Source organism: Bradyrhizobium brasilense, assembly GCF_029714345.1.
Taxonomy (GTDB): domain Bacteria; phylum Pseudomonadota; class Alphaproteobacteria; order Rhizobiales; family Xanthobacteraceae; genus Bradyrhizobium; species Bradyrhizobium australafricanum.
On sequence record NZ_CP121669.1, the window covers coordinates 6,452,024 to 6,468,076 of the forward strand.

General features: G+C 66.0%; 15 protein-coding genes. 12 read left to right on the forward strand and 3 right to left on the reverse strand.

Annotation, left to right across the window (positions count from 1 at the left end; genetic code table 11):
- Positions 1-39 precede the first annotated feature (39 nt).
- On the reverse strand, positions 40-807 hold the full coding sequence (locus tag QA635_RS30125) for an enoyl-CoA hydratase-related protein (protein ID WP_283063144.1): 768 nt from the start codon (positions 805-807) through the stop codon (positions 40-42).
- Positions 808-884: 77 nt separating this feature from the next.
- Entirely contained in the window at positions 885-1,319 is a 435-nt protein-coding gene (locus tag QA635_RS30130; protein WP_057015246.1) for a MarR family winged helix-turn-helix transcriptional regulator, read from the reverse strand.
- Positions 1,320-1,630: 311 nt separating this feature from the next.
- Between QA635_RS30130 and QA635_RS30135 the strand changes: the two genes are divergently transcribed.
- The 8 genes from QA635_RS30135 (at position 1,631) to QA635_RS30170 (ending at position 10,110) form a co-directional block, all read left to right on the forward strand.
- Positions 1,631-2,530, forward strand: a complete 900-nt coding sequence (locus QA635_RS30135) for a CHAD domain-containing protein (RefSeq protein ID WP_283063146.1) — start codon at positions 1,631-1,633, stop codon at positions 2,528-2,530.
- A gap of 165 nt (positions 2,531-2,695) precedes the next feature.
- Entirely contained in the window at positions 2,696-2,968 is a 273-nt protein-coding gene (locus QA635_RS30140; protein ID WP_283063148.1) for a helix-turn-helix domain-containing protein, read from the forward strand.
- Entirely contained in the window at positions 2,965-4,980 is a 2,016-nt protein-coding gene (gene hyfB / locus QA635_RS30145) for a hydrogenase 4 subunit B (protein ID WP_253603056.1), read from the forward strand. The genes QA635_RS30140 and hyfB overlap by 4 nt, the downstream gene beginning before the upstream one ends.
- Entirely contained in the window at positions 4,971-5,927 is a 957-nt protein-coding gene (locus QA635_RS30150) for a respiratory chain complex I subunit 1 family protein (protein WP_283063149.1), read from the forward strand. Before hyfB ends, QA635_RS30150 begins: the two co-directional genes overlap by 10 nt.
- Positions 5,927-6,589: a hydrogenase-4 component E gene (locus QA635_RS30155; RefSeq protein WP_016843065.1), complete on the forward strand. Its 663-nt coding sequence runs from the start codon at positions 5,927-5,929 to the stop codon at positions 6,587-6,589. Before QA635_RS30150 ends, QA635_RS30155 begins: the two co-directional genes overlap by 1 nt.
- Positions 6,586-8,034 carry a hydrogenase 4 subunit F gene (locus QA635_RS30160; RefSeq protein ID WP_283063150.1) on the forward strand — a complete coding sequence of 483 codons (1,449 nt, stop codon included), beginning with the start codon at positions 6,586-6,588 and terminating at the stop codon, positions 8,032-8,034. The genes QA635_RS30155 and QA635_RS30160 overlap by 4 nt, the downstream gene beginning before the upstream one ends.
- Positions 8,035-8,052: 18 nt before the next feature.
- Positions 8,053-9,564 carry a hydrogenase large subunit gene (locus tag QA635_RS30165; RefSeq protein ID WP_283063151.1) on the forward strand — a complete coding sequence of 504 codons (1,512 nt, stop codon included), beginning with the start codon at positions 8,053-8,055 and terminating at the stop codon, positions 9,562-9,564.
- 12 nt (positions 9,565-9,576) lie between these two features.
- Positions 9,577-10,110 carry an NADH-quinone oxidoreductase subunit B family protein gene (locus tag QA635_RS30170; RefSeq protein ID WP_283063153.1) on the forward strand — a complete coding sequence of 178 codons (534 nt, stop codon included), beginning with the start codon at positions 9,577-9,579 and terminating at the stop codon, positions 10,108-10,110.
- 49 nt (positions 10,111-10,159) lie between these two features.
- On the opposite strand, the gene QA635_RS30175 is transcribed toward QA635_RS30170, so the two are convergent.
- Positions 10,160-11,170: a LacI family DNA-binding transcriptional regulator gene (locus QA635_RS30175; protein ID WP_283063155.1), complete on the reverse strand. Its 1,011-nt coding sequence runs from the start codon at positions 11,168-11,170 to the stop codon at positions 10,160-10,162.
- A gap of 98 nt (positions 11,171-11,268) precedes the next feature.
- On the opposite strand from QA635_RS30175, the gene QA635_RS30180 reads away from it, so the two are divergent.
- The 4 genes from QA635_RS30180 (at position 11,269) to QA635_RS30195 (ending at position 16,042) form a co-directional block, all read left to right on the forward strand.
- Positions 11,269-12,141 (forward strand): phytanoyl-CoA dioxygenase family protein, encoded by an 873-nt coding sequence (locus QA635_RS30180; RefSeq protein WP_283063157.1) that lies wholly within the window; start codon positions 11,269-11,271, stop codon positions 12,139-12,141.
- Between the two features lie 126 nt (positions 12,142-12,267).
- A complete protein-coding gene (locus QA635_RS30185; protein ID WP_283063159.1) occupies positions 12,268-13,614 on the forward strand; it encodes an MFS transporter in 1,347 nt (448 codons plus the stop codon).
- A gap of 3 nt (positions 13,615-13,617) precedes the next feature.
- Positions 13,618-14,478 carry a sugar phosphate isomerase/epimerase family protein gene (locus tag QA635_RS30190; protein WP_283063160.1) on the forward strand — a complete coding sequence of 287 codons (861 nt, stop codon included), beginning with the start codon at positions 13,618-13,620 and terminating at the stop codon, positions 14,476-14,478.
- 58 nt (positions 14,479-14,536) lie between these two features.
- Complete coding sequence (locus QA635_RS30195; RefSeq protein WP_283063161.1) at positions 14,537-16,042, forward strand: hypothetical protein; 1,506 nt, start codon at positions 14,537-14,539, stop codon at positions 16,040-16,042.
- The last annotated feature ends 11 nt before the right edge of the window (positions 16,043-16,053 follow it).

The window sequence follows — 16,053 nt, forward strand, 5'->3', positions numbered from 1 at the left end:
CAATGGGGCCGCCCACGCGTGGCGGCCCACGCTCGGGGCCTAGCCGGTAATCTTGGAGAAATCGGGCTGGCGGCGCTCGGCAAAGGCGGCAAAGGCCTCGCGTGCTTCCGCACTCATCAGCCGTTCCTGGAAGATCTCGCCCTCACGCGCCATCTGCGCGCTGATCCTGGCGGGGTCGCGCATCAGCGCCTTGGTGTGCTGGAGCGAGCCGAACGGCCGCTTCGCCAGCGCGTCCGCCGCCGCGCGTGCCTTGGCGCGCAGCTCCGCGAGCGGCACGACCGCGTTGGCGAGGCCGATCGAGACCGCGGTCTCCGCCTCGACCGGTTCGCCGAGCGCGAACATCGCATAGGCCCGCGCATAGCCGATGCGCTGCGGCAGCAGATAGGTCGACGCCGCCTCCGGCACCAGCGCCAGATTGACGAACGGCGTGATCAGCCGCGCAGTCGGCGCGAGGTAGACGAGGTCGCAATGCAGCAGCATAGTGGTGCCGATGCCGACCGCATTGCCCTGCACGGCGGCAACCAGCGGCCGCGTCGCCTTGGCAAGTCCGGCGAGGAAGCGCGTCACGTGGCGCTCGCCCTGCACGCCGCGCGACACCGCCGCGAAGTCGGCGAGATCGTTGCCGGCGGTAAAGCTGTCGCCGTCGCCCTGCAACAGCACGGCGCGGATCGCGGAATCGCCCTCCGCGCGCTCGAGCGCATCGGCCATCGCGCCATACATCGCGTTGGTGATCGCGTTCTTCTTGTCCGGGCGCGCCATCGTCACGGTGAGGACACCGCCGTCCAGCGCTACGACCACTTCACTCATGCTTCACTCCTGTTGCTCGCTTCTTGCTTGACGCGTCTTCTTCACGCGAACCGGTAGCCACTTCGCTTGAAGACGCTCTAGCTGTCCTTGCCTTTCGGAAACTTGTCTTGCAGGCTGGTCAGCCAGCGCGACACCACGTCGATCTCCGCGTCCGAGAACCCGTCCATCAGACGGTTATTGATCGCCCTGGTCCGCGTTGCGGCGCGCTTGCCGAACTCCTGCCCCGCCGCGGTCAGGTGGAGCCGCTGGCTGCGGCCGTCCTCGCCATCGCGGCGGCGCTTCACGAGGCCTGCACGTTCCATCCGGTCGGCGAGGCCGCTCATCGCCGACGGCACGATGTCGAGCGCCTGCGAGACGTCGCCGATCAGCGCGCCGTCATTGCGCCCGAGAAAGAACAGCACGCCTGCCTGGGCCGACGTCAGATCGTGCGTGGCCGTCTCCTGCTCGATGGCGCGTTGCAACCGGCGATAGGCCACGGTCAGAAGAAAGATCAGCCGGTGTTCCGCTTTCATGCCGCCCGTTATATATTTCGCACGCGAAATATCAAGATACTTCGTGCACGAAATATCCGACGCTGCGGCGAAGTCCGCTGGCTGGTTTTGCGGCGTGCACAAAGCCATGGTGTTCCCTCAAAAGCCCGGCCTGCATATCGACTGGAATGAGCTCCCGCCGACGGGTTGATTGCGACATTTTGATCCTGTCGCTGGATCGTCGCACTGCGGCCCAGCAGAAAATCCTTGATCGACATCGATCAAACGGGAAATCTTCCCACCCCGGGAGCCGCCCGGTTGCGTTGCGGCACCGGCGGGGTCACGAGAGTGTCATGACGTTAGCGGCAAGTCCGGCCAAGGAGCGTGTTGTCCGCCCAAAGCGGCCGCGCCATCTCAGCGAAGCCATGCGCTGTGAGACCGCGTTTCGCCTGATCCTGTCCGAATGCCTCGAGGAAGTCGCCACCAATCACGAGGCCATGAGTTCCGGCGATTCCGCCGCGCTGCACCAGACCCGTATCGCGCTGACGCGGCTGAAGGCGGCGATCGCCTTCTATGGGCCGATGGTGGCGGACACCGAATGGACGCGACTGAAATCCGAGTTGAAATGGCTGAGCGCCCATCTCGGCGCCACGCGCGACCTCGACGTCGCGATCGAAAACAGCAAGGGCCTGCCTGAAGAAGGCATGCTCCAGACGGCGCGAACCGACGCGTTCGAGGCGCTCAAGGAGGCGTTGCAAAGCGATCGATACTGGCGATGGTTCGACGGCATGTGGGACTGGGTCGGCAGCGGCCCCTGGACCACGCGGCAGGACCCCCGCGCCGCGCAGCGGCGAGCCGTGCCGGTCGCGGTGTTTCACGCGCGGCGGCTGGCGCGATGGCATGGCAAGCTGTGCCAGAAGAGCCGCGGGCTGCAAGGCATGGGCAAGAACAAGCGCCACCGCGTCCGTCTCGCCAGCAAGCGGCTGCGTTACGCGATCGAGTTCTCGGAGGGCGGCTTGCCCCCCGACGAATACGCGTCATGGCGGATCATCCTGAAGCATCTGCGCAAGGGACAGCAATTGCTCGGCGAATTGAACGATGACGAGGTCCGTCGCGGGCTGCTCGAGAGCGTCGATGCACCCGCGCAACGCGCCCACGAACGCAAGGCCAAGCACCAGCGCGTGCACGAACGGAAGCGCAAGAGCCGGCTGCTGCGCCACGCTGCGGCGGTCTATCGAAAAATCTCCGACTGAACGCGCGTCAGCGCAACTCCGTCGGCGCGCGGATACCGCTCGCGTTGAGGACTGCGCCTAGGAATGATGTATAAAACATCACTTATTGCCCTTGTGCCATCATTACTTGATGTGCATAAATGACATTCAAATAGACGCGACTCTCCAATCGACGGCCATCAATCGATGATCACCTCGGCGCAGCTACGAGCGGCCAGAGCCTTGCTCGGCATCGACCAACGGCAGCTCGCCGAACTGTCCGGACTTTCGGTGCCAACCATCCAGCGGATGGAGGCGAGCGAAGGTACCATTCGCGGCAACGTCGACTCGCTCGTGAAACTGATCGATGCGCTCGGCGCAGCCGGCGTCGAGGTCATCAATGAGGGCGCCGTCAGCAACGGCGGCGGCCGCGGGGTGCGATTGAAGGCCGGATCAGGCTCACCGAAGGTGCAGACATGATCCCGGCGGTCACTCAGCAGATCTGGTGTGTAGCCGCCCTGCTGGGAACGACCGCTCTCGCGATTGCAACGAGCAGATCGCGCCAATCGACAGCCATCGTCTACGGCGCGACTTTCGCGATTTCGCTGATCGCGCTGGCCGGGGCCATGATTTCGCTCATCTCCCGTACCAGCGCGACAGAACTGGCCCTGCCGATCGGGTTGCCCTGGCTGGGATCGCATTTCCGCCTCGATGCGCTCGCCGCATTCTTTCTCGTCGTGGTCAATCTCGGCGGTGCGGCCGCAAGTCTCTATGGCCTCGGTTACGGCAGCCACGAATCCGCGCCACAGCGCATCCTCCCCTTTTTCCCGGCGTTCCTGGCCGGCATGAATCTCGTCGTGCTCGCCGACGATGCGTTCACCTACCTCTTGTGCTGGGAATTCATGTCGCTCGCCTCGTGGGCGCTCGTCATGGCGCATCACCGTGACGCGGATAATGCCCGCGCAGGCTACGTCTATCTCGTGATGGCAAGCTTCGGAACGCTGGCTCTGTTGCTTGCCTTCGGCCTGCTGGCGGGAGCCGGCGGCAGCTACAGCTTTGCGGCCATCCGCGCTGCCCAGCACACTCCGTCCGAAGCCGCACTGGTGCTTGCGCTGATGCTGCTCGGCGCCGGGTCGAAAGCCGGCCTGATCCCGTTGCACGTGTGGCTGCCGCTGGCTCATCCGGCCGCGCCGAGCCATGTCTCGGCGCTGATGAGCGGCGTGATGACGAAGGTCGCGATCTACGGATTCATCCGGGTCGTGTTCGATCTGCTCGGGCCGCCAAGCTGGTCGGCGGGTGTCGCGGTTCTCATCCTCGGCGGCGCCACCGCCGTCATGGGGATCCTCTACGCGCTGATGGAGAAGGACCTCAAGCGCCTGCTCGCCTACAGCACGATCGAGAACATCGGCGTCATCTTCGCAAGCCTCGGCCTTGCGCTGGCATTTCAGGCGAACGGCCTTGGCCTCGCGGCGGCCCTCGCCTTCACGGCCGCATTGTTCCACGTGCTGAACCATTCGTTCTTCAAGAGCCTGTTGTTCTTCGGGGCCGGCGCGGTGCTGACGTCGACCGGCGAACGCGACATGGAGAAGCTGGGCGGCCTGATCCACCGCATGCCGCTCACGAGCTTCGTCTTTCTGGTCGGCTGCGTCGCGATCTCGGCGCTGCCGCCGTTCAACGGGTTCGTGTCGGAATGGCTGATGTTTCAGGCCGTCCTGCAGAGCCCCGACCTGCCGCAATGGCTGCTGAAGATCATGGTGCCCGCGGTCGGCGCCTTGCTGGCGCTGGCCGCGGCGCTCGCCGCCGCATGCTTCGTCAAGGCCTTCGGCATCACGTTCCTCGGCCGCGCGCGGAGCCCGGCCGCGGAAGCCGCCGGCGAAGTCGATCGCTATTCGCTCGCCGCGATGTTCAGCCTTGCCGTGCTCTGCTTCCTCGCCGGCATTCTGCCCGGCCTGGTGATCGACGCGCTTTCGCCGGTCGCGCAGACCGTGATCGGCCACCGGATGCCGCTTCAGGCGGACGATCCCTGGCTCTCGATCGTGCCGATCGAGGAGAGCCGCAGTTCCTACAACGGATTGCTCGTCTTTGCTTTCATCACCGCCGCGGCGTCGCTCGCGGTGTACTTTATCCATCGCTTTGCGTCGCGCGCGATCCGGCGCGGACCGGCCTGGGGTTGCGGCTTCTCCGACCCGACACCGGCGGCGCAGTATTCCGGCGTGAGCTTTGTGCAGCCGATCCGCCGCGTCTTCGGCACGCTGGTTTTCCAGGCCCGCGAGCATGTCGACATGCCTGCGCCGGGCGAACTGCGGCCGGCCCGCCTCAGGGTCGATATGCACGACCTGGTCTGGGAGCGGCTCTACACACCCGTGACTGAACTCGTGTGGTTCTTCGCCGATCGGCTGAACCAGCTCCAGTTCCTGACCATCCGCCGCTACCTCAGCCTGGTGTTCGCAACCCTCGTCACATTACTGCTGGCGCTCGCGATATGGTCGTGATCTCGGACATCCTCGTTCAGCTCGGCCAGATGGCGCTCGTGCTGCTGCTCGCGCCGCTGCTGACCGGCGTCGTGCGCAAGATCAAGGCGCGGCTGTTGCGGCGAAAAGGACCGTCGATCTTCCAGCCCTACCGCGATCTGCTGCGGCTGCTGCGCAAGGAGGTCGTGCTCGCCGAAAACGCGTCCTGGCTGTTCCGCGTCACGCCCTATGTGACGTTCGCGGCGATCTGGGTCGCGGCGGCGCTGGTCCCGACCTTTGCGACCGGCCTGCAATTCAACTGGAGCGCCGACCTGATCGCGATCGTCGCCCTGCTCGGCAGCGCGCGCTTCTTCCTCGCGTTGGCCGGCATGGACGTCGGCACCAGCTTCGGCGGCATCGGCTCCAGCCGCGAGGTGATGATTGCCGCGCTCGCCGAGCCGGCCATGCTGTTGATGGTGTTCTGCGTCGCGCTGATTGCCGGCTCGACGCAGCTGTCGACGGTCGCGACCTTCATGGCGTCGTCGGAGGTCGGACTGCGCGTCTCGCTCGGCATGGCGATGATCGCCCTCATCATGGTGGCGCTCGCCGAAAACGCGCGCATCCCGGTCGACAACCCGGCGACGCATCTGGAGCTGACCATGGTGCACGAGGCGATGATCCTCGAATATTCCGGGCGTCACCTCGCCATGATCGAGTTCGGCGCCTTCCTCAAGCTGCTGCTCTACATCTCCCTGATCATCTGCGTGTTCTTCCCCTGGCAGATCACCACCGAGGGCGCGGGTCCGCTGTCCTATCTGGTGAGCGTTGTCGCCTACATCCTCAAGCTTGCGGTCGCGAGCTTCCTCCTTGCCGTGTTCGAGACCGCGACGGCCAAGATGCGGGTGTTCCGCGTCCCCGAATTCCTCGGCGCGGCGCTGATGCTCGGCCTGCTCGGCACGCTGCTTCGGTTCGTGTCACGGGGCTTCTGATGCACAACCTCGCCTTCGACATCGCCCATCTGCTCGCCGGCGGGCTCGTGCTGATCAGCTTCATGATGCTGTACCAGGACCGCCTGTATGCGCTGCTGAACATCTTCGCACTTCATGCCGTGGTGCTCGCAGCTTCCGTCGCCTGGCAGGCCTTCATCCAGAATGCGCCGCATCTCTACGTCACCGCAGCGATCGCACTGGTCTTCAAGGCGATCGTCATCCCGGTGGCGTTGCATCGGATCATCAAGCAGCTCGGCATTCATCGCGATATCGAGACCGCGGTGAGCATCGGTCCGACCATGCTTGCCGGCATGGGGCTCGTCGCCCTGTCCATGGTGCTGATGCTGCGCGTCACCGGCGCCGCCGATCCGCTGGCAAGGGAAGACCTCGCCTTCGCACTGTCGGTGGTTCTGCTGGGATTGCTCGTCATGGTGACGCGGCGCAACGCCGTCAGCCAGGTCGTCGGCTTCATGTCGCTGGAAAACGGCCTGGTGCTGGCCGCGACCGGCGCCAAGGGCATGCCGCTCGTCGTGGAGATCAGCGTCGCCTTCTCGATCCTGATCGCATTCATCGTGATCGGCGTGTTCCTGTTCCGCATTCGCGAGCGGTTCGACACCGTCGACGTCGGTGCGCTCGATGAATTCAGGGGGGAGCGCCGATGACTGCTGCGTCGGACGCCGTCACCTGGGTCCTGTTAATACCGATCACCGCCGCGGCGGTGCTGGCCGCGCTGCCCGGTTACCGGCTGACCGCGGGCCTCAATGTCCTGGCCAGTCTCGGCACCTTGCTGGCCGCGCTTTCGTTGCTCGTGGTTGAGCGCCCGCAACCCGGCCAGTACCTGCTGATCGACGATCTCAACATCGTCTTCATCGTGCTCAACACCTTCGTGGGATTCACCACGAGCGTATTCAGCGCCAGCTATATCGCCCATGAACTCGAAACCGGACGGCTGACGCCGGGCTATCTGCAATTCTACCATGCCATGTATCAGGTGATGATGTTCGGCATGAACCTCGCATTCGTGTCGAACAATATCGGCCTGATCTGGGTCGCGGTCGAGGTCGCGACGCTCACCACCGTGCTGATGGTCGGCATCTACCGGACCCATGCGGCGCTGGAAGCGGCCTGGAAGTACTTCATCCTCGGCAGCGTCGGCATCGCGCTGGCGCTGTTCGGCACGATCCTGGTGTACATGGCCGCACTGCCGGTGGTCGGCGAGGGTCAGGACGCCATGGTGTGGACGGTGCTGATCAGCCGTGCGGCGACGTTCGACCCGGCATTGCTCAACGTCGCCTTCATCTTCCTGCTGCTCGGATACGGCACCAAGGTCGGCCTGGCGCCGCTGCACGCCTGGCTTCCGGATGCACATGCCGAGGGCCCGACCCCGATCTCCGCCGTGCTTTCCGGCCTGCTGCTCAACGTCGCGCTCTACGCGGTGCTCCGCTTCAAGATCCTGCTCGCCGCCAATCCGGATGCGATATCGCCCGGGCCGCTGATGGTGACGATGGGGCTGACCTCGCTGCTGTTCGCGGCCTTCATGCTTTACCGCCGCCGCGACATCAAGCGCCTGTTCGCCTACTCCTCGATCGAGCACATGGGCATCATCGTGTTTGCGTTCGGCATGGGTGGCCCGCTCGCCAACTTTGCCGGCCTGCTGCACATGGTGATGCACAGCCTCACCAAGTCGGGAATCTTCTACGCGGTCGGCCACATTGCGCAGGTGAAGGGCACGCAGCGGATCGCCAACATTCGCGGCCTGACCGAGTCGCATCCGGCACTCGGCTGGAGTCTCGTGATCGGCGTGGTCGCGATCGCCGGCCTGCCGCCTCTCGGTATCTTCATGAGCGAATTCCTCATCGTCAGCTCCACCTTCGCGCGCCAGCCGCTGCTCGCCATCCCGCTGGTGTTCGGCCTGCTGCTCGCCTTCGGCGCGCTGATCCTGCGCCTGACCAGCCTTGCGTTCGGCGAGCCGCGCGGCAATGCCGCGCCGGCGGATGCGTCCTATTTGCCGATGTTCGCGCATTTCGCGCTGGTGCTGACTGCGGGCATCTATCTTCCGGGACCGCTGGTCGTCTGGTTCCAGCACGTCGCCAACCTGCTCGGTTAGCGCGAGGGAGAACGGGATATGCCGAGGTTGATCGATCTGATCCGGGCGGGCCACAGGATCGAACGGCATCATCCATGGCCGCGCGCCGTGGTCGACGGCGATACCTGGCGCGCCGCCGCTCACGCGCTTGCGGATGGCGGCCTGAGCCTGCTCGGGCTGTGGGGTGAGCCGTCGCGCGTGCACATGGCCATCCTCGACGACCGCACGTCCGATATCGGCGTGATCAGCCTGGATTGTCCCGATCGCCAATTTCCTTCGGTTGCGGCCCATCATCCCCCGGCGCTTCGATTGGAGCGCACCCTGCACGACCTCTTCGGATTGCAGGCGCCAGACACACCGGATTCCCGTCCCTGGCTCGATCACGGCCGTTGGCAAACGCGCTTCCCGCTCGGCGAACATCTCGATGCATCGGCGGACGCCGCGCCTTATCAATTCCTTCCGGCCGAGGGGGACAGCCTGCATCAGATCGCAGTCGGTCCGGTGCATGCCGGTATCATCGAGCCCGGGCATTTCCGCTTTACCGCGAGCGGAGAGACGGTCGTCCGCCTCGAGCAGCGGCTCGGCTACACCCACAAGGGTGTCGAAGGGCTGATGACGGGCAGCACGATCGAGCAGGCCGCGCGGCTCGCCGGCCGGGTCTCCGGCGACAGCACGGTCGCCTATGGGCTGGCATTCGCGCAAGCCGTCGAGGCCGCGCAGCGGATTGCCGTGCCGCCGCGCGCGCTGTTGCTGCGCGCGCTGATGGCCGAGCTCGAGCGGCTGGCCAATCATCTCGGCGATATCGGCGCGATCTGCAACGATGCGTCGTTTGCGCTGATGCAGGCGCATTGCGCCGTGCTGCGCGAATCCGTGCTGCGCGCGGCCGACGCAGCATTCGGTCACCGCCTGATGCGCGACCTCATCGTTCCCGGCGGCGTCGCGCGCGATATCGCCGGCGATGGAGCCGACACGATCCGGGACGCGCTCGACCAGATCCGCCGGCATTTCCCTGCGCTGGTCGAGCTCTATGACAACACCGCCTCGTTGCAGGACCGCACCGTCAGCACCGGCATCGTTGCTCCAACGCTCGCCCGGCAATTCGCCGCCGGGGGCTATGTCGGGCGCGCGAGCGGCCGCGACCATGACGCCCGACGCAAGCCCGGCTATCTCCCCTATGATGGCCTCCGCTTCGAAGTCCCCGTCCTCAGCGACGGCGACGTCAACGCCCGGGTCTGGATCCGGATCCGCGAGGTTGAGCAGAGTCTCGCGCTGGCGTACCAGATCCTGATCGGCCTCGAGGCCGGCCCGGTGCAAGTGCCACTGCACAGTGCGGCAGAACCTTGCGAAGGCATGGCCCTCGTCGAAGGTTTCCGCGGCGACATCCTGGCCTGGCTGCGCCTGAACGGCGATCGGATCGAGCGATGCCATCTGCGCGATCCGTCGTGGTTTCAGTGGCCCCTGCTCGAGGCGGCCATCGAAGGCAACATCGTGGCGGACTTCCCGCTCTGCAATAAGTCGTTCAACTGCTCCTATTCCGGGCAGGATCTCTGAGGGCTTGAGGCGATGCGCAAACTTCTGTTCCAGAGCCTGTTTCGCCAGCCATTGACGGAGCAGGCGCCGCGCCCGGACGACGCTGCGCTCGCGGAGCTCGCGGCCATGGTCGGCCGCACCGCACGACGACGCCTCGGCCGCAGCCTCTCGATCCGCGAGGTTGATGCAGGCTCCTGCAACGGATGCGAGCTGGAAATACACGCGTTAAGCAATGCGCATTACGACGTCGAACGGTTTGGAATCCGGTTCGTTGCCTCGCCCCGTCACGCCGATGTGCTGCTGGTCACGGGTCCGGTCACCAAGAACATGCGTGAGGCGCTGGAGCGCACATACCGTGCGACGCCAGATCCCAAATGGGTCGTCGCTGCGGGCGATTGCGCCAGGGATGGCGGATGCTTCGCCGGCAGCTATGCCGTGGTTGGCGGAGTCTCCACGGTTGTTCCGGTCGATCTCCATATTCCGGGTTGCCCGCCTTCGCCGATCGCCATCCTGCGGGGCCTCGTGACCTTGCTCGAGGCGGTCGACGCCGGGGTCGCGACAAGGTGAAAGCACGGAAAGAGACGAGCACCTCCGCCCGCACCGTGGGCGAGGCGCGCTAGCCGCTGTCGCGCAGCACCAGTTCGAAGCCGAGATCGACGCGGCGCTCGCCGCCGCGCTCCAGCGTCAGCGTCGCCGCGGTGCGGCCGATCGCGTCGCCGTGCACGCTGATCGTGCTCAGGGTCGGCGAGATCAACTGGCCCATTTCGAGATCGCCAAGCCCGATCACGGCGACCGGCTGCGCCGATGCAGGCCCGTCGCGCAGCAGCCCAGCCTTGCGCAGCCCGGACATGAAGCCGATCGCATGCGCATCGTTGGCGGCGAACACCGCGTCGACACCGGGCAGCCGTGCATGCGCCGCCACGCTGCCGGAATCCTTGCGGTCCAGGATCAACCGCCGCGGCTCGGCAAGGCCGCTGGCCAGTGCCTCGTCCCTGAAGCCGAACCAGCGGCGTGTCCCGCGCGGATCGTCGCCGCCGATGAAGGCGAGCTGCCTGCGGCCCTGCGCGACCAGATGCTTCGCGACGGCGACACCAGCCTTGTAATTGTCGAAGCCCGCAACCGCGTCGATCGGGTTTGCCGGCAGATCCCAGGTCTCGACGATCGGGATGCGCGCATTGCGCAGCAGGCGGCTGCCCTCCTCGGTCGCCGGCGAGCCGACCATGATGATCGCCTCGGGCCGCCGCGACAGCAGCGCCGCCAGCATGCGGTCCTCGCGCTCCGCGTCATAGCGCGACTGCGCCAGGATCACGGAGAAGCCGAGCGGCTCGAGCTTGTCGGACAGGCCCTGCACCGTGTCGGCGAAGATCGAGTTGGCGATGGTCGGCACCAGCACGCCGACCGAATTGGTCCGCGCGCGCGCGCGCGCGCCCGCCACCAGGTTCGGGATATAGCCGAGGTCGCGCATCGCCTGCTCGACCCGCGCCCGGGTCTCCGGCGCGACCAGGTCGGGCATCCGCACCACCCGGCTCACCGTGATCGAGGAGACGCCGGCGCGCTTGGCCACCTCTGAAAGGGTGGGCGCGGCACCGGCCGGGCCGGTCCCGGGGGCGGTCAGTTCGGAGCTCATGGGCCGGAGCCTGCACGATTCCGGGTTGCCAAGCCATAATGTTAGCGCTAGCATCACCTCATGTTAGCGCTAACATGGAACAAAATGGGAGAAACGGCATGATTTCGGACGAACAGGCCCAGGCTTACAAGCGCGACGGGGTGATCGTGGTCCCCGAGGTGCTCAACCAGGAGACCTTAGGCAAGGTGCGCACGGTACTCGCGGAACTCGTGGCCGGCGCCGCCAGCGTGAGCGAGCACACCGACGTCTACGACCTCGAGCCGGGCCATTCGCCTGACAATCCGCGCGTCCGCCGCATCAAGGCGCCGCACAAGGTGCACCCGATCTTCGACGAGATCGTGCGCAGCCCCGCCGTGATCTCGATCCTTACCAAGCTGATCGGCCCCGGCCTTCGCCTGCACGGCTCCAAGCTCAATATGAAGTCGGCGCAATACGGCTCGCCGGTTGAGTGGCATCAGGACTGGGCATTCTATCCGCACACCAATGACGACATCCTCGCGATCGGCGTGCTGCTCGACGATTGCGATATCGAGAACGGTCCGATGCTGGTGACGCCGAGGTCGCACACCGGCGCCACGATGTGGGATCATCACGGCGAGGACGGCCACTTCGCAGGCCTGATCGATCCCGACCAGATTCAGGACGACATCAAGCGCGCGGTGCCCTGCATGGGCAAGGCCGGCAGCATGTCGTTCCATCACGTGCGCGCGCTGCACGGCTCGGCGACCAACACATCGAACCGGCCGCGCAATCTGCTGCTCTATGAAGTGGCTGCCAGCGACGCCTGGCCGCTGATGGGCGTGAAGGACTTCGACGAATTCAACAGCCGCCTGCTGTCGGGTCCGCCGGTGGTCGCGCCGCGGCTCACCGACGTGCCGGTGCGGATGCCCCTGCCGCCGGCCAAGCGACAGGGATCGATCTACGAGACCCAGTCGGCGTCGAAGAAATCCTACTTCACGCGCGCCGCTTAAGACCGACCACAATGCCCGCGGCCAGGCCGCGGGCATTGCTGCTTTCACGAGCACGATCCGCCGCGACAAAAGCGGAGATCGTGCCCGATCAAAACGACCATAAAAACCAAAACAACGGGGAAACGAATGACCGAGATGGCAAGAGATGGCGCTCGCACATCGCGCCTGCGTGTGATCCTGGCCGCAAGCATCGGCTCCGCGCTCGAATGGTACGACTTCTTCCTCTACGGCACCGCAGCGGCGCTGGTGTTCGGCGAATTGTTCTTTCCGAAGAGCGATCCGGTGGTCGGTACGCTGTTGTCGTTCCTGACCTTCGGCGTCGGCTTCGTGGTGCGGCCGTTCGGCGGCCTTTTGTTCGGCATCCTCGGCGATCGCTATGGCCGCAAGCCGGTGCTGGTCTCCACGCTCCTGATGATCGGCATCGGCACCACCGCGATCGGCTTCCTGCCGACTTATGGCCAGATCGGCGTTTGGGCGCCGATCCTCCTGGTCGCGATGCGCGTCATCCAGGGCCTTGGCGCCGGCGCCGAATATGGCGGCGCGGTGATCTATCTGGTCGAGAACGCACCGCCGAAGCATCGCGGCTTCTGGGGCGGCTTCGCGCCGCTCGGCGTCTCCGTCGGCAACCTGCTTGCGGCCGGCGCCTTCGCGCTGGTGACCATGCTGCCGCGCGAGGATTTGATGAGCTGGGGCTGGCGCCTGCCCTTCCTGGCGAGCTTCCTGCTGATCGTCGTCGGCATCTTCGTCCGCATGCGCATCACCGAGACCCCGGTCTACACCGAGGCGGTGGTCGCGCGCGGCAAGGTCGAAAGCAATCCGGCGATGGAAGCGTTGCGCCGGCACCCGCGCAACTTCTTCGTCGTGCTCGGCGCCCGCATGGCCGAGAACGGGCTCGGCTATTTCTTCCCGGTGTTCGGTCTCAGCTACGTGATCACCACGCTCGGCGTGCCGAAAGCCGAGGCGCTCAGCGCGCTGATGCTGGCATTTACGGTCGAGCTGTTCGCGATCCTCGGCTTCGCGGCATTGTCCGACCGGATCGGACGGCGGCCGGTCTACATGTTCGGCGCGCTGGCCGGCGTGGCGCTCGCCTTCCCGTTCTTCTGGATGGTCGGCACCAAGGAGTGGATCATGATCGCGCTCGCCTTCATCCTGGCGCGCGCCGTGGTAACGGCGGCGATGTTCGGGCCGCAGGCGGCGTATTTCGCCGAGCTGTTCCCGCCGCAACGCCGCTTCGCGGGCTTTGCCTTCGCCCGCGAGCTCGGCTCGCTGCTGTCGGGTGGTCCGGCGCCGTTCGTTGCCACCGCACTGGTCGCGGCCTACGGCACCTGGTGGCCGGTCGCCTGCTACGCGATGTTCTTGTCCGCCTGCACCGTCGTCGCGATCTGGATCGGGCCCGAGACCTACCAGGAGAACATCGCCGCCGACGAAGGCGAACAGGCCGAGCTTCCCGCGGCGATCCCGGCGCGGGCCTGATCGGTGGCGCAGCAACTGCGCGTCCTGCAGTCGCTCTGGGCGATGGAGCGACGGCTGGCCGATCAGGACGAATGGCCGCTGCAAACCCAGCTCGCGATGATCCGCGATGCCGGGTTTGACGGCGCCGGCGTTCGCTTCATCGATCCCGCCGTCGCGCGCGAGGCGACGAGCTTCCTTCGCACGCATGGCATGATCTGGCAGGCGCAATGCTACCCGAGGAGCGTCGACGACCTGAAGCCGGTGCTCGAGCTGGTCGCCCGGCTCGGCGCCGATCATGTCAACCTGCAGCCGGACGTTCGGCCGCGCCGGCTCGCAGATTGCATTCCGCTGCTCGAAGGCTGGCGGCGGCTTGCCGTGGAGGCTGGCATCGCCGTGCATGTCGAGACGCATCGCGACCGCATGACGACCGACCTGTTCTTCATGCTCGACCTGCTCGACTGCTTTCCCGATCTGCGGCTCACCGCCGATCTCTCGCATTATCTGGTCGGCCGCGAATTCGCCTGGCCGGTCGACGACGTCAACCACGCGATGATCCATCGCATCCTCGACAATGCCTGGGGCATCCATGGCCGCATCGCGAGCCGCGAGCAGGTGCAGGTCTCGCTCGGCTTTCCGCAGCACCAGGGCTGGGTGTCGCTGTTCATGGGCTGGTGGGACTACGGTATCCGCTCCTGGCGGAAACGTGCCGGTCCCGACGCGACCCTGACCTTCCTGTGCGAGCTCGGTCCCCCGCCCTATGCCATCACCGGGCCCGACGGCAGGGAACTGTCCGACCGCTGGCAGGACGCGCTGGTCATGAAGGACATGATCCGCGCGCTGTGGGATCGTATCGCGAACGAGCCGCAAGGCCCGCTCCCGCATTGATTCAAGTGAGCCGCGGCGGCATCCTGAACGCCCACAATCCGGAACGCCGCGAGGACCCGTGCGCGACCGCTGGGCTTATCCGCTTCGATGCCTCGTCGCCGTCTCGGCCATGGCAGCCTTCGCGCATACGAAGGCGGCCGCGGCAGAGTTCGCCCTGAATGTCGCGACCCTGCCGCGCGTCGCGACCATCGACCCGCGCTTTCAGTCCTACAACGTCGAGATGGTCGAGGTGACCGGCGGACGGTTCTGGAGGCCCTATGCAACCGCCGCCACGCGCCGGCGTGCAGAAACGGAGCGGTTCGCAGCTCGCGCTCCGATCGACCTGCACGATGGCAGGCTTCGCAAGCTCGCCGCAGCCCTCTCCCCCGCCTATCTGCGCGTCAGCGGGACCTGGGCCAACAGCACGTTCTTTGCGGATTCCGAGACGCCACCGGCTGCACCGCCGGCCGGATTCAACGGCCTGCTGACGCGACGGCAGTGGCGGGACGTGATCAAGTTCTCGCACGCTGTCGACGCTCCGATCGTCACGTCCTTTGCGATCAGCGCGGGCGCGCGTGACGCCGCGGGGCAATGGAGCCCCGAGCAGGTCCGGCAACTTCTCGCTTTCACGCGATCGGCCGGCGGGCGTATCGCCGCAGCCGAGTTCATGAATGAGCCCGATCTGCCGACCATCGGCAGCGCCCCTGACGGCTACGATGCTGCGGCCTACGGCCGGGATTTTGCAGCGTTCCGCACCTTCATGAAGGACACCGCGGCCGACGTGACGATCCTCGGCCCCGGCACGATCGGCACCGGCGCTGAGGCCCAAGCGCTTTTCGCCGCATCGGCAGCCGGCGTCGACGCGGTCTCTTATCATCATTATGGCGCGCTGTCGGCGCGATGCGGCGGTGATCGCAGGGCAAGGCATGCATTGTCGGACGAATGGCTGGCGCGAACCGGCAACAGCCTCGCCCTCTACGAGACGCTGCGCGACCAGCTTGCGCCGGGCAAGCCGATCTGGCTGACCGAGACGGCCGAGACCGCATGCGGCGGCAATCGCCTGGCCGCAACCTTCGCCGACACGTTCCGTTACCTCGATCAACTCGGACGGCTGGCCAAGGCCGGCGTCCAGGTGGTGATGCACAACACGCTTGCGGCGAGCGACTACGGGCTGCTGGACGAGCGAACTCATCTGCCGCGGCCGAACTATTGGGCTGCGCTGCTGTGGCGGCGGTTGATGGGCACCACCGTGCTCGACGGCGGTATCGCGGAGCGTCACGGCTTCCATGTCTATGCGCATTGCGCGCGCGACATGCCTGATGGAGTAACCCTGCTCGTCATCAACAATGACCGGCGAACACGGCGCAAGCTCACGCTGTCGGCCGCCTCGCAACGTTACACGCTCACGAGCAAAAAGCCTGCCGACGGCAACGTTCAGCTCAATGGCGCGACGCTTTTGCTTGGAACCTCTGATCGTATCCCCGCCCTGGACGGCAATGCGACAGTCGCCGGAACGATCGTCTTCGCACCCAGAACGATCACATTCCTGATCGTCGCCGACGCCGGCAACGCCAATTGCCGGTAGCGGCCCGACGT

Excerpts from the sequence above, each read along its gene's own strand:
- QA635_RS30125 (WP_283063144.1), bottom strand. The coding sequence starts at position 807 with ATGAGTGAAGTGGTCGTAGCGCTGGACGGCGGTGTCCTCACCGTGACG.
- QA635_RS30130 (WP_057015246.1), bottom strand. The coding sequence starts at position 1,319 with ATGAAAGCGGAACACCGGCTGATCTTTCTTCTGACCGTGGCCTATCGC.
- QA635_RS30135 (WP_283063146.1), top strand. The coding sequence starts at position 1,631 with ATGACGTTAGCGGCAAGTCCGGCCAAGGAGCGTGTTGTCCGCCCAAAG.
- QA635_RS30140 (WP_283063148.1), top strand. The coding sequence starts at position 2,696 with ATGATCACCTCGGCGCAGCTACGAGCGGCCAGAGCCTTGCTCGGCATC.
- hyfB (WP_253603056.1), top strand. The coding sequence starts at position 2,965 with ATGATCCCGGCGGTCACTCAGCAGATCTGGTGTGTAGCCGCCCTGCTG.
- QA635_RS30150 (WP_283063149.1), top strand. The coding sequence starts at position 4,971 with ATGGTCGTGATCTCGGACATCCTCGTTCAGCTCGGCCAGATGGCGCTC.
- QA635_RS30155 (WP_016843065.1), top strand. The coding sequence starts at position 5,927 with ATGCACAACCTCGCCTTCGACATCGCCCATCTGCTCGCCGGCGGGCTC.
- QA635_RS30160 (WP_283063150.1), top strand. The coding sequence starts at position 6,586 with ATGACTGCTGCGTCGGACGCCGTCACCTGGGTCCTGTTAATACCGATC.
- QA635_RS30165 (WP_283063151.1), top strand. The coding sequence starts at position 8,053 with ATGCCGAGGTTGATCGATCTGATCCGGGCGGGCCACAGGATCGAACGG.
- QA635_RS30170 (WP_283063153.1), top strand. The coding sequence starts at position 9,577 with ATGCGCAAACTTCTGTTCCAGAGCCTGTTTCGCCAGCCATTGACGGAG.
- QA635_RS30175 (WP_283063155.1), bottom strand. The coding sequence starts at position 11,170 with ATGAGCTCCGAACTGACCGCCCCCGGGACCGGCCCGGCCGGTGCCGCG.
- QA635_RS30180 (WP_283063157.1), top strand. The coding sequence starts at position 11,269 with ATGATTTCGGACGAACAGGCCCAGGCTTACAAGCGCGACGGGGTGATC.
- QA635_RS30185 (WP_283063159.1), top strand. The coding sequence starts at position 12,268 with ATGACCGAGATGGCAAGAGATGGCGCTCGCACATCGCGCCTGCGTGTG.